The organism is Micromonospora sp. NPDC005206, assembly GCF_040608175.1.
Taxonomy (GTDB): domain Bacteria; phylum Actinomycetota; class Actinomycetes; order Mycobacteriales; family Micromonosporaceae; genus Micromonospora.
Genome location: NZ_JBEXHU010000009.1, coordinates 114831 through 126807 on the forward strand (window position 1 = coordinate 114831; position 11977 = coordinate 126807).

General features: G+C 72.9%; 13 protein-coding genes. 5 read left to right on the forward strand and 8 right to left on the reverse strand.

The features are described 5' to 3' along the window. The first annotated feature begins 15 nt into the window (after positions 1-15). The 3 genes from ABZU69_RS15385 to ABZU69_RS15395 all read left to right on the forward strand — a co-directional run bounded on the left by ABZU69_RS15385 (position 16) and on the right by ABZU69_RS15395 (position 3682). Positions 16-642 (forward strand): TIGR03085 family metal-binding protein, encoded by a 627-nt coding sequence (locus ABZU69_RS15385; protein WP_354964969.1) that lies wholly within the window; start codon positions 16-18, stop codon positions 640-642. A gap of 200 nt (positions 643-842) precedes the next feature. Then, positions 843-1718 carry a terpene synthase gene (locus tag ABZU69_RS15390; RefSeq protein WP_354964970.1) on the forward strand — a complete coding sequence of 292 codons (876 nt, stop codon included), beginning with the start codon at positions 843-845 and terminating at the stop codon, positions 1716-1718. Positions 1719-1855: 137 nt separating this feature from the next. Further along, positions 1856-3682: a long-chain fatty acid--CoA ligase gene (locus ABZU69_RS15395; RefSeq protein WP_354964971.1), complete on the forward strand. Its 1827-nt coding sequence runs from the start codon at positions 1856-1858 to the stop codon at positions 3680-3682. Between the two features lie 158 nt (positions 3683-3840). On the opposite strand, the gene ABZU69_RS15400 is transcribed toward ABZU69_RS15395, so the two are convergent. Further along, positions 3841-5079, reverse strand: a complete 1239-nt coding sequence (locus tag ABZU69_RS15400) for a low temperature requirement protein A (RefSeq protein WP_354964972.1) — start codon at positions 5077-5079, stop codon at positions 3841-3843. A gap of 137 nt (positions 5080-5216) precedes the next feature. After that, on the reverse strand, positions 5217-6671 hold the full coding sequence (locus ABZU69_RS15405; protein ID WP_354964973.1) for a PLP-dependent aminotransferase family protein: 1455 nt from the start codon (positions 6669-6671) through the stop codon (positions 5217-5219). A gap of 59 nt (positions 6672-6730) precedes the next feature. Between ABZU69_RS15405 and ABZU69_RS15410 the strand changes: the two genes are divergently transcribed. Next, positions 6731-7429, forward strand: a complete 699-nt coding sequence (locus ABZU69_RS15410; protein WP_354964974.1) for a hypothetical protein — start codon at positions 6731-6733, stop codon at positions 7427-7429. Between the two features lie 101 nt (positions 7430-7530). After that, on the forward strand, positions 7531-7992 hold the full coding sequence (locus ABZU69_RS15415; protein ID WP_089019770.1) for a hypothetical protein: 462 nt from the start codon (positions 7531-7533) through the stop codon (positions 7990-7992). A gap of 7 nt (positions 7993-7999) precedes the next feature. Here ABZU69_RS15415 and hisF read toward each other — a convergent pair whose 3' ends face one another. The 6 genes from hisF to ABZU69_RS15445 form a co-directional block, all read right to left on the reverse strand. Then, complete coding sequence (hisF, locus tag ABZU69_RS15420) at positions 8000-8767, reverse strand: imidazole glycerol phosphate synthase subunit HisF (protein ID WP_354964975.1); 768 nt, start codon at positions 8765-8767, stop codon at positions 8000-8002. 132 nt (positions 8768-8899) lie between these two features. Beyond that, the gene (locus ABZU69_RS15425) at positions 8900-9898 is read right to left on the reverse strand and encodes an NADP-dependent oxidoreductase (protein ID WP_354964976.1); all 999 of its coding nucleotides are present in this window, start codon (positions 9896-9898) and stop codon (positions 8900-8902) included. 45 nt (positions 9899-9943) lie between these two features. Beyond that, positions 9944-10375 (reverse strand): organic hydroperoxide resistance protein, encoded by a 432-nt coding sequence (locus ABZU69_RS15430; RefSeq protein WP_354965122.1) that lies wholly within the window; start codon positions 10373-10375, stop codon positions 9944-9946. A gap of 5 nt (positions 10376-10380) precedes the next feature. After that, a complete protein-coding gene (locus ABZU69_RS15435; RefSeq protein WP_354964977.1) occupies positions 10381-10827 on the reverse strand; it encodes a MarR family transcriptional regulator in 447 nt (148 codons plus the stop codon). 84 nt (positions 10828-10911) lie between these two features. After that, positions 10912-11637, reverse strand: a complete 726-nt coding sequence (gene priA / locus ABZU69_RS15440) for a bifunctional 1-(5-phosphoribosyl)-5-((5-phosphoribosylamino)methylideneamino)imidazole-4-carboxamide isomerase/phosphoribosylanthranilate isomerase PriA (RefSeq protein ID WP_354964978.1) — start codon at positions 11635-11637, stop codon at positions 10912-10914. 13 nt (positions 11638-11650) lie between these two features. Then, positions 11651-11974, reverse strand: coding sequence for a hypothetical protein (locus ABZU69_RS15445; RefSeq protein WP_089019766.1), 324 nt, complete (start codon positions 11972-11974; stop codon positions 11651-11653). Positions 11975-11977: the final 3 nt, after the last annotated feature.

Genomic DNA, 11977 nt, shown 5'->3' on the forward strand with positions numbered 1-11977 from the left:
GCCTACGATCGGGCAATGCGGTACGCCCGAGCCGAGCGCGAGGCGCTGGCGGATCTTCTGCTGGCCCTCGGGCCGGACGCGCCGACGATCAACGAGGGCTGGGCGACCCGCGATCTCGCCGCGCACCTGGTGCTGCGGGAGCGCCGCCCGGACGCGGCCGGCGGGATTTTGCTGGCCCCGCTGCGCGGGTACGCCGAACGGGTCCGGCGCCGTCTTGCCGCCCGGCCCTACGCCGACCTGGTGGCGCAGGTGCGCCGACCACCGGTGTGGAGCCCGGTCAGCAACCCGGTGACCGACGAACTGGCCAACATGCTGGAGTTCTTCATCCACCACGAGGACGTGCGGCGGGCCGGGTCGGGGTGGCTGCCGCGCGAGCTGCCGCCCGGCCTGCAGGCCGCGCTGTGGAGGCGGGCCGCCCCGCTGGCCCGACTGGCTCTGCGCCGCTTTCCGGCGGACCTCTACGTACAGGCGCCGGGGTACGGCGAGATCTCCGTCGGCCGCGGCGGCGAGCGGCTGCGGGTGGTCGGCGCCCCGGCCGAGTTGACCCTGTTCCTTTCCGGCCGGCAGCGGGTGGCCCGCGTCCAGTTGGACGGCTCGGCGGCGTCCGCGCGACTGCTCCGCAACGCCAGCCTGGGATTGTAACTCTCTGCACCTAAACGGTCACGACCTCGCTCGTGGAAAGCATCGCGCCCAGCGACGCATAACGATCCCTGCTCCCGTACGCTTCACCGCGCCGTTCCGCGCCGGGGCGGCACGAGTGGGGGCACATTGTGCGGACTTTCGCGATCTCGGCGCTGCGGGAGCCCCCGTTTCCCGTAGGGCGCCACGAGGCCACGGATCGAGTGGCGGACGAGAGCGTCGAGTGGGCGCGCGCGTTCGGGCTGATCGATTCCAGCCATCGGGTCCATCGGCTGCAGCGGGCGGACGCCGCCGGCCTGGCCGGGCGAGCCTCCCCCGACGGGTCGGCGGACGGGCTGCGGCTGCTCACCGACCTGATCTCCTGGCTCTTCGTGATGGACGACGCCTGCGACGAGGACGGCCTCGGCGCCGACCCGGGCCGGCTGGCGCCGGCGATCGGCACCCTTCTCGACGTGCTGGACCGGTGCGGTGACCCCGACGTCGTGCCGCCGACCGCGGGGCCGCTGGGTGACGCGCTGCACGACCTGTGCCGCCGGACCCGGCTGCACGACCGCCCGACACTGCTGCTGCGGTTCGTCAGCCAGGTACGGGAGTACCTGTTGGCGCTGCTCTGGGAGGCGACCAACCGGGAGCGCCGACGGGTTCCCGAGGTCGCGGAGTACGTCCAACTGCGCCGACACATCGGCGGCGTGCACCCCTGCCTCACCTTGACCGACCTGGCGTCGGAGGAGCCGCCCGAGCCGAGCCGGCACGCCGACCCGGCGCTGGCCGCCCTGGACCTGCTGGCGGTGGACCTGGTCTGCTGGTGCAACGACCTCTTCTCCTACGGCAAGGAGAGCCGGGCCGACCCGGACGCGCACAACCTGGTGACCGTGATCGCCCAGGAGACCGGCACGGACGAACCGGGCGCGCTGCGGGCCGCGGCCGACCGGTTCAACCAGGGGCTGACGGCGTACCTGACCGCGGAGGACACGCTGCTCGCCAGCGGGGACGAGGGGTTGCGCCCGGCGCTCGCCGCCCGGCGCAACTGGATCCGGGCAACCTACGACTGGTCACTGGTGGCCGCCCGTTACGCCTGATCCGGCGTACCGGATGGCGGGACGGGGGGCCCGGACGATCACCGGGGCTAGCCGATGCCCGGCGACAGGCAATACCCTTCGGTAACCACTATGACGTGACGATCGTCACGCCACCACCCCCGAAGGCGGCTACAGCGATGGCTCTCGATGTCCCGTACCGCTCCATCCCGGACATGTTCCTCAAGCGCGTGGCGGCCACCCCCGACCGGCACGCGTTCGCTTACCCGGCCCCCGACGAGTCGGGCCCGGTCTGGCTGACCTGGGAGCAGGTCGGCCAGCGCGCCAAGGCGGTCGCCGCCGGCCTGCACGGCCTGGGCGTCGGCCAGGAGGATCCCGTCGCGATCCTCGCCAACACCCGCCTGGACTGGGTGATCGCCGACCTCGGCATCATGTGCGCCGGCGGGTCGACCACCACCGTCTACCCGACCACCGAGCCGGCGGACGCGACCTACATCATCGCCGACTCCGGCTCGAAGGTGCTCTTCGCGGAGAACCCGGCCCAGGCCGCCAAGATCGCCGGTGCCGACCTGCCCGCGCTGACCCACGTGGTGCTCCTCGACGGCGCCGCCGACGAGACCGCCGCAGTCCCCCAGCTCACCCTCGCCGATTTGGAGGAGCGGGGCGCCCGCGCGCTGGCCGCCGAGCCGGATCTGATCGACATGCTCGTGGCCGGCATCGGTCCGGAGCACCTGGCCACCCTGATCTACACCTCCGGCACCACCGGCCGGCCCAAGGGCGTCGAACTGCTGCACGGCGGCTGGTGCTGGGAGGCCGTGGCGCAGGCCGAGGTCGGGCTGCTCCGCGACGACGACCTGCAGTACCTGTGGCTGCCGCTGGCCCACTCGTTCGGCAAGACGCTGCTCTGCGGCGCCATCCACGTGGGCCTGCCCACCTACGTCGACGGGCGGGTGGACAAGCTGGTCGACCTGCTCTCGGTGATCCGGCCGACGCTGATGTGCGGCGCTCCCCGGGTGTTCGAGAAGGTCTACAACAAGGCGGTGACCACCGCGCAGGGCGCCGGCGGCGCGAAGGCGAAGATCTTCGCCTGGGGCGTCCGGGTCGGCAAGGAGAAGGTGACCCTGGAGCAGGCCGGCAAGCCGGTGCCCGCCGGGCTGAAGCTGCGCTACGGGTTGGCCGAGAAGCTGGTGTTCAGCAAGCTCCAGGCCCGCCTGGGCGGCCGGATGCGGGTCCTGGTCTCCGGCGCGGCTCCGCTCAGCCCGGAGATCGCCACCTTCTTCGCCGCCGCCAACCTGCCGATCTCCGAGGGCTACGGCCTGACCGAGACGAGCGCCGGCAACTTCGTCAACCCGCCCTCCGGGCTGCGGATCGGCACGGTGGGCCGGGCGATGGGCGACCTGGAGTGCCGGATCGACACCGACGGGGAGATCCTGGTCCGCGGCCGGCCGGTGATGCGCGGCTACCACAACCTGCCGGAGGAGACCGCCGCCGCGTTCACCGAGGACGGGTTCTTCCGCACCGGCGACATCGGCAGCCTCGACGAGCAGGGCTACCTGCGGATCACCGACCGGAAGAAGGACCTGGTCAAGACCTCGGGCGGCAAGTACATCGCGCCCTCGCACATCGAGGGGATGTTCAAGGCGATCTGCCCGTACACCTCGCAGGCGGTCGTCGTCGGGCAGGCCCGCAACTTCTGCACGATGCTGGTCACGCTGGACCCGGACGCGATCCGGGGGTGGGTGGCCGGCGGCCCGCTGGAGGGCCGCGACTACTCGGCCATCGTCACCTCGCCCGAGGCCAAGGCGATGGTCGAGGAGTACGTCGCCCAGCTCAACGCCAAGCTCAACCGCTGGGAGACGATCAAGAAGGTGGCGATCCTGCCGCGCGACCTGACCATCGAGGACGGCGAGATCACCCCGTCGTTGAAGATCAAGCGGCGCGGTGTGGAGAGCAACTTCGCCGCCGAGATCGACAAGATGTACGCCGGCACCCTCGCCGAACTCTGAGACGAGCCCTGAGCTCGACCGCCGGCGGCCCCGCACCGATCAGGTCTCGGGGCTGCCGGCGTTCACGGGTGCGCAGCCCGCCGGTGCGTCTGGCCGGCCGCCGCGACCGGTGCCGTGCACCGCTGTGTTCCGCCACCCACCCGCGCCGCCTGCTCCGGTCAGTCGCCCGGAGCCGCGCCCGCGCCGTGCTCCGCGAGGAAGGAGTCCCGCAGCTCGCGGCGGGCAGCGCCGAACAGCCGCACCTCGGCGACCACCATTCCGACGCAGACGGCGGCCAGCAGGCCCAGCGCGGCCAGCGCCGGCAGGTGGTCGGCCACCGGCAGCAGCGCCACCAGCAGCAGCATCGTCGCCACCCGAGGCCAGTTGACCGAGGCCATGTTGCGCAGCCGGAAGCCGAGGTGGCCCAGCAGGTAGAGGATCACGCCGCCGTAGAGGGCCAGCAGTCCCAGCCCGTGCAGCGGGTCGCTCAGCTCGTGCTCGGTGCCGTCCCCCACGTACGACAGCACCTTCTTGAAGCCGAGGGCGAGCAGGATGATGCCGGCCACCATGGGCAGGTGCAGGTAGGTGTAGGAGTCGCGGCCCAGCGCGGCGCGGGCGGCGCCCTCGGCCCGGTGGAGCACCCGCTCGGCGGCGATCGACACCACGTCGAAGTACGCCCACCAGAGCGCGGCGGTGACCATGATGGCCAGCACCGAGGCGACGATGATCGGCCAGGAGATGGGCAGCGCGGTGACCCCCACGCCGATGGCCACCAGCGACTCGCCGAGCGCGATGATGATGATCAGGCCGTGCCGTTCGGTCCAGTGGGCGGCGGAGAAGATCTGCCAGCCCCGCGCCCCGATCGCCATGATCCCGCCGTAGTCGACAGCGAGTGCGAGCACCCAGAGAGCCGTGCGGATCGTGTCGACCTGCTGTGGTGAGTCGGTCAGCCGCTGCGGCACCACCGCGGCGGAGAAGAGCAGCAGCGCCCCGGCGAGCATCGGCAGGGCGGCGCGGAGCAGTTGACGGCGCAGCCCGGCGTCACCACGTGCCGCGAAGTAGTAGAGCACCAGGTGCAGCACCCGGACGACCAGGTAGCAGGCGGCGAAGACCACCGGGCCGGAGAGCCCGCCGGGAAGGTCGTCGAACGCTTCCGGGATGGTCACCGCGACCACGAACATGGTGGCCATGACGGCGAACAGCACCACCCGCACCAGGCCCTCGTCGGCCCGCACCGTGTTGCCCAGCCAGGCGTAGCAGCACCAGCACCACCAGAGCAGGGCCAGCAGCAGCAGGCCCCGCAGCAGGCCGGCACCGGTGAGGTCGTCCGCCATCAGCGCGGTTACCTGGGTGAGCGCGTAGACGAAGACCAGGTCGAAGAAGAGTTCCAGCGGGGTCACCGTGGAGCCCTCGGTCATCGCCCGCATCCGCGGCGTCCGCCGCGTCGTACCGCCAATCGTCACGGCGCACAGTCTCGCAGTCCAGGCGGACCGGCGAGGCCCCCGCGACGACGTGACGGCGATCCCAGCCGGGGCTTGCGCTCGGGGCGACGGTCTCAGGCGATGACGGCGGGCTCGCTCCATCGCTGCCGGCCGGTGCGGTCCAGGTCGTAGCGGACTGCGGCGATCCGCCCGACGGCCTCGACGAGGTCCGCGGCGGGCAGGGTGAACGGCAGCCGCAGGAAGCGCTCCAGGGTGCCGTCCAGGCCGAACCGGGGGCCGGGCGCCAGCCGGACGCCGACGTCCTCGGCGGCCCGGGCCAACGCGCTGGAGACCGGGCCGTCCAGTTCGGCCCAGAGCGTCACGCCGCCGCGTGGCACGGTGATCCGCCAGTCCGGCAGCCGGTGCGCCAGCGCGCCGAGCAGCGCGTCGCGCTGGGCGGCGAGCTGGGCGCGGCGGTCCGCGACGATGGCCTTCGCGTCGGCGAGCAGGTGCACGGCGACGAGTTGGTCCAGCACCGGGCTGGCCATGTCCACGCCGACCCGGACGGCGGCCAGCCGCTGCACCTGTGGGGCGGAGGCGCGTACCCAACCGATCCGCAGGCCACCCCAGTACGGCTTGCTCATCCCGCCGATGCTGACCACCCGGCTGTGCCGGTCGAAGGTGGCCGTCGGCGGGGGCAGCTCGGTGCCGTCCAGCGGCAGGTCCACGAAGGACTCGTCGATGACCAGGTCGGTGCCGACGGCGTGGGCGGCGGCCACCACCCGCTCGCGCAGCGACGCCGGCATCAGGTGCCCGGTCGGGTTCTGGAACTCCGGGATCAGGTAGGCCAGCTTGGGTCGGGTCTGCCGGAGGCTGCCCAGTAGCAGGTCGGACTCCCAACCGGCGTCGGCGGCCAGGCCGTGGGTGGCGATGCGAGCGCGCCGGCCGGCCAGCGCGGCGAGCGCGTTGGGGTAGGTCGGTGACTCGACCAGCACGCTGCCGCCGGGGGCCAGGGCGAGTCGCAGCACCAGGTCCAGCGCGTGCTGGGTGCCACTAGTGATCATGATCTGGTCGGCCGAGGTGGGCAGGCCCCGGGCGGCGTACCCGTCGGCCACCGCCTCGCGCAGCTCGATGATCCCGGTGGGGTGGTAGCCGGCCCCGCCCAGGTAGCGGGGCAGGTCCTCGGCGGCGGCGCGGGCGGCCGCCAGCAGTTGCGGCGGGGCGGCCAGCGCGGCGACGCCGAGGTCGATCATCTCCCGGTCGTCCAGCGGGGTCCACAGTCCGGTGCTGGCCACCCGGTGGTTACCGGGCAGCATGGTCCAGCTGCCGGCTCCCCGGCGGCTGGCCAGGTGCCCGGTCTCGCGCAGCTGCCGGTACGCGGCGGTGACCGTGGTCCGGCTGATCCGCAGCGCCTCGGCCAGTTCCCGTTCCGCCGGCAGGCGGACGCCGAGCGGCAGCCGGCCGTCGGCGAGCAGCCCGCGCACCGCGCCGGCCAGGGCGGCGTAGTCGGGGCTGCGGCGACGACCCGGTAGGGCGTGCCACTGCCCGAGCAGACGGGCCAATTGGCCGCCGCGCACCTGAGCTGTCATGGCCACTCCTCCGATATTGGCTTCTTCCTCCGGGAGGATTGGCACCTAGGGTGGCATGCATGGCACTGATTGGCAATCTGCGGCACCGGCCTGCGCGACGGCTGGCCCAGCTGTACGCCGGGCTGACCCTGTACGGGATCAGCATGGCTCTGATGATCCGCTCCGACCTGGGCCTCGACCCGTGGGACGTGTTCCACCAGGGGTTGGCCGAGCTGACCCGGCTCTCCTTCGGCACGGTCACCATCGGGGTCGGCGCGCTGGTGCTGCTGCTCTGGATTCCGCTGCGGCAACGCCCCGGCCTCGGCACGGTCAGCAACGTGGTGGTGATCGGCCTGGTGGTGGACGCCACGCTGGCCCTGCTGCCGGCCGGCGGCCCGCTCGGCGTCCGGATCGCGCTGCTGATCACCGGGATCGTCGCCAACGGCGCCGCCACCGGTCTCTATCTCGGCGCCCGGCTCGGCCCCGGCCCACGCGACGGGCTGATGACCGGTTTCGTGGCCCGCCGACCCGGCCGTTCGATCCGCCTGGTGCGCACGGTCATCGAGGTCACCGTGCTGGCGCTGGGCTGGCTGCTGGGCGGCACGGTCGGTGTGGGCACCGTGGCGTACGCGCTGGCCATCGGCCCGCTGGCGCAGCTCTTCATCCCGCTGTTCGCGGTGCCCGAACAGCACCCCGCGGCACCCGACCCACTGCCCGGCGTGCCCGACCCCTCGGCCACCGCGCCGGGAGCCGTCACGCCGGTGGCCCCGGCGGGCTGAGCGTTCACCGACGGTCCGCGCACCGGCACGCGCCGGTGGTGGAGGCGGTCGGTTGGTGGGTTGGTGTTCCCTTCCGCGACGCTCGCCGTCATCATCTCTGCATGGGGGAGAACGGTTGGCGCTGGACCGACGCCTGGATCTTCGTGTCGCTGGTGATCGCGAGCGGGGCCGGGCGGCACCGTCGGTCCGCCACCAGCCGCCGTCCGGAGGGCGTCCGCCTGGCCGACGTGCTCTCCACCGCCGATCACCTCAACCAGGCGATCCCGCAGCGGCACGAGGTGGAGGCCGCCGTCCGACGGCTGGTCGGCGCTGGTCTGGTCAGCGTCGCCGACGGCTGGTTCCGGATCACCGCCGAGGGCGAGCAGCTCTGGCGCTCCCGGCCACGCGCCGGTGTGGCGACCATGGTGGACACCGTCCAGGGCGTGCTGAGCCGCCGGCACGCGCCGGGCAGCGCCGAGTGGAACCTGGACGAGGCCGACCACGCGGCGGCTGTCCAGGAGTACGCGGTCCGCTCGATTCCCACACCCCGGCGTTCACCGGAGGGTCACTCCGGAGGGCACTGATGGGGGCTCAGCGCACCGGGTGGCCGCTGCGGCGCAGTGCGTCCTTGACCTCGGCCACGGTCAGCTCGCCGAAGTGGAAGACGCTGGCGGCGAGCACCGCGTCCGCCCCGGCACCGATGGCGGGCGCGAAGTGGGCCACCTCGCCGGCGCCACCGCTGGCCACGACCGGCACGTCCACCACCGCCCGTACCGCGCCGATCAGTGCCAGGTCGAAGCCCGCCTTGGTGCCGTCGGCGTCCATCGAGTTGAGCAGGATCTCCCCCGCGCCCAGCTCGGCCCCCCGCTGCGCCCAGTGCACCGCGTCGATCCCGGTGCCGCGCCGGCCGCCGTGCGTGGTGACCTCGAAGCCGCTGGGCGTGGTGCCGGCCGGGGCCCGGCGCACGTCGAGGGAGAGCACCAGCACCTGCCGGCCGAACCGGTCGGCGATCTCGGCGATCAGCTCCGGCCGGGCGATGGCGGCGGTGTTCACGCCGACCTTGTCCGCGCCGGCGCGGAGCAGCGTGTCGACGTCGGCGACCTGCCGGACGCCGCCGCCGACGGTCAGCGGGATGAACACCGACTCGGCGGTGCGGCGCACCACGTCGAGCATCGTGCCACGGTCGCTGGAGGACGCGGTGACGTCGAGGAAGGTCAGCTCGTCCGCGCCGGCCCGGTCGTAGGCGGCGGCCAGCTCCACCGGGTCACCGGCATCACGCAGGTCGAGGAAGTTGACCCCCTTGACCACCCGCCCGGCGTCCACGTCCAGACAGGGGATCACCCGCACCGCCACCGTCATGCCCGCCAGCCTATCCCCCTGCGACACGACGGTGGCCGGCCTGTGTGGCCGGCCACCGCGGGTGCCGTTTGGTGCTGTGCGTGTTAGGAAGGGGCCCTTCCTATACCGCAGGCGTTAACAGGGGGCCCTTCCTTACACCCGGACGAGCATCTTGCCCAGGTTGTCGCCGCGGAGCAGGCCGAGGAACGCCGCCGGGGCGTTCTCGATGCCGTCCACGATCGTCTCGTCGTAGAAGAGCCGGCCCTCGCGCAGCCAGCCGGCGACGTCACGGACGAACGCCTCGCGCACGTCCTCGTGGTCGCGGACCAGGAAGCCGCGCAGGGTGAGCCGCTTGCCGATGACCAGCGCCAGGTTGCGTGGTGCGGCCGGTGGCTCGGTGTCGTTGTACTGCGCGATCATGCCGCAGATGGCGGCCCGACCGTGCAGGTTCAGCACCGAGATCGCCGCCTCCAGGTGATCGCCGCCGACGTTGTCGAAGTAGACGTCGACGCCGTCCGGGGCGGCCGCCTTCAGCGAGTCGCGGACCGACCCGTCGTGGTAGTCGAAGGCGGCATCGAAGCCCAGCGCCCGCAGTCGCTCTACCTTGGCCGGCGAGCCGGCGCTGCCGATCACCCGGCCGGCGCCCTTGAGCTTGGCGATCTGGCCGACCAGGCTGCCGACCGCGCCGGCCGCGGCGGAGACGAAGACCGTCTCGCCGGGCTTCATCGCGGCCACCTCCAGCAGCCCGGCGTACGCGGTCAGGCCCGTCATACCCAGCACGCTGAGGTACGCGCTGACCGGTGCCAGGCTCGGGTCGACCCGGCGGGCGGCGGTGGCGTCGAGCACCGCGTACTCCCGCCAGCCCAGCCCGTGCAGCACGGTGTCGCCGATGCTGACGTCCGCTGCCTCGCTGGCCACCACCTCGCCGATCGCACCGCCGTCGAGCGGCGCGTCGAGCGCGAACGGCGGCACGTACGACTTGACGTCGTTCATCCGGCCACGCATGTACGGGTCGACCGACAGGTACTGGTTGCGGACCACGATCTGGCCCGGGCCGGGCGTCGGGACGTCGGTCTCGACGAGCCGGAAGTTCTCCTCAACGGGCCAGCCCTGGGGGCGGCTGGCCAGGTGGATCTCACGGTTGCTGGTCACGGGGTGGTCGTCCTCTCGTCGCGGTCGGGGCCTGGGTCCGCGACGTCACGCGGTCAGGGACTCGCGGACGGTCAGCGCGACGTCGATGTTGCCGCGGGTGGCGTTGGAGTACGGGCAGACCTGGTGTGCCTGCTCGACCAACTGCTCGGCGGCGTCGCGGGGCACGGCGGGCAGGTCGACGACGAGCTGCACGGTGAGCCCGAACCCGCCGCTGCCGTTCGGGCCGATGCCCACCTCGGCGGCGACGACCGAGCCGGTCACGTCGGCCTTGGCCCGGCGGGCGACCAGCCGCAGCGCGCCGTGGAAGCAGGCCGCGTAGCCGGCGGCGAAGAGCTGCTCGGGGTTCGCTGCGCCACCGGCGCCACCCATCTCCTTCGGCACGGCCAGGTCGAGCGTGAACGTGCCGTCGGAGGTCTCGACGTGGCCGTCCCGGCCGTCGCCGCTGGCCGTGGCGGATGCGGTGTAGAGCACCTGCATGATGGTCACTGCTCCTTCTGTCGTTGGATGGTGTCGGTGACCCGGGTGAGGGTGTCGCGCAGCGCGACCAGCTCGGCGATGTCGAGCCCGGTGGCCCGGGCGATCTGCAGCGGGATTTCGTCCACCTGCTGCCGCAGCGCCCGGCCCTGCTCGGTGAGGCCCACCTCGACCCGTCGCTCGTCGCGCGCCGACCGCCGCCGCACCACCAGGCCCGCCCCCTCCAGCCGCTTGAGCAGCGGCGAGAGCGTGCCGGAGTCCAGCCGCAGCTCGGCGCCCAGCTCGGAGACCGTGGGGGCGTCGTCGGGGCGCTCCCAGAGCACCAGCAGCACCAGGTACTGCGGGTAGGTCAGGCCGAACCGGTCGAGGATCGGCCGGTAGACGTCGGTCAGGGCGCGCGACGCGGCGTAGAGCGCGAAGCACACCTGCCGGCGCAGCACCAGGTCATCGGTCACCGCTGAACCGTAGCCCACAATTAAGTTGTGCACAACCGATCTGGTCGCGGTGCGGTCGTGACCACGGTCCGAGCCGGGTGGCTGTTACACCTCGGCCAGCGTCCGCAGCGCCTCGGCCACCGTGAAGGCGCCCGCGTAGAGCGCCTTGCCCGCGATCACACCCTCCACCCCGAGCGGCTCCAGGGTCGCCAGCGCCCGCAGATCGTCCAGTGTGGACACACCGCCGGACGCGATCACCGGAGCGTCGGTGTGGCCGCACACCTCGCGCAGCAGGTCCAGGTTCGGCCCGCGCATGGTGCCGTCCTTGGTGATGTCGGTGACCACGTACCGGCTGGCGCCCGCCTTGTCCAGCCGCTCCAGCACCTCGTACAGGTCACCGCCGTCACGGGTCCAGCCACGCGCCGAGAGGGTACGACCACGCACGTCCAGCCCGATGGCGACCCGGTCGCCGTACTCCCCGACCACCCGGTCGCACCAGACCGGGTCCTCCAGGGCCGCGGTGCCAATGTTCACCCGGGCCGCCCCGGTGCCCAACGCCGCACGTAGCGACTCATCGTCCCGGATGCCGCCGGAGAGCTCCACCTGCACGTCGAGCTGGCGCACCACCTCGGCGAGCAGGTGCGCGTTGGTGCCCCGTCCGAACGCCGCGTCCAGATCCACCAGGTGGATCCACTCTGCGCCGTCGCGCTGCCAGGCCAGTGCGGCGTCGAGCGGGTCGCCGTAGATGCTCTCGCTACCGACGGCGCCCTGCACGAGCCGGACGGCCCGGCCGTCGGCGACATCCACGGCGGGTAACAGGGTGAGGCTCACGTCTTCTCCTCGATCAGGTACGGCGGTCCAGGGCGATCACCACGACCGCCGGCAGTACGAGCAGCAACAGCACGATCAGCGCGATGCGCAGCGCCAGATCGTCGACGAACGTCCAGATCAGGATCAGCGCCGCCCCGGTGAGCAGCACGATAGCGGCACGCTCGCCCCGGGTGTGCCGGGCCAACCGACCGGACCGGCCCCGCCGCAGCTGCGGCGTCAACCGGCGAACCACCGCCCGGCGACGCTGCCGGCGGGCCACCCGGCGCTGCCGGACCGCCCGCTCCCGGGCCTGCTCGGCCTCGCGTTCCGCCCGGCGGCGCGCCCGTTCCCGGCTCACCGC

What these genes read in the sequence shown, in the direction of transcription:
- ABZU69_RS15385 (WP_354964969.1), top strand. Translation starts at nt 16, where the DNA reads ATGCGGTACGCCCGAGCCGAGCGCGAGGCGCTGGCGGATCTTCTGCTG.
- ABZU69_RS15395 (WP_354964971.1), top strand. Translation starts at nt 1,856, where the DNA reads ATGGCTCTCGATGTCCCGTACCGCTCCATCCCGGACATGTTCCTCAAG.
- ABZU69_RS15400 (WP_354964972.1), bottom strand. Translation starts at nt 5,079, where the DNA reads ATGACCGAGGGCTCCACGGTGACCCCGCTGGAACTCTTCTTCGACCTG.
- ABZU69_RS15405 (WP_354964973.1), bottom strand. Translation starts at nt 6,671, where the DNA reads ATGACAGCTCAGGTGCGCGGCGGCCAATTGGCCCGTCTGCTCGGGCAG.
- ABZU69_RS15410 (WP_354964974.1), top strand. Translation starts at nt 6,731, where the DNA reads ATGGCACTGATTGGCAATCTGCGGCACCGGCCTGCGCGACGGCTGGCC.
- ABZU69_RS15415 (WP_089019770.1), top strand. Translation starts at nt 7,531, where the DNA reads ATGGGGGAGAACGGTTGGCGCTGGACCGACGCCTGGATCTTCGTGTCG.
- hisF (WP_354964975.1), bottom strand. Translation starts at nt 8,767, where the DNA reads ATGACGGTGGCGGTGCGGGTGATCCCCTGTCTGGACGTGGACGCCGGG.
- ABZU69_RS15430 (WP_354965122.1), bottom strand. Translation starts at nt 10,375, where the DNA reads ATGCAGGTGCTCTACACCGCATCCGCCACGGCCAGCGGCGACGGCCGG.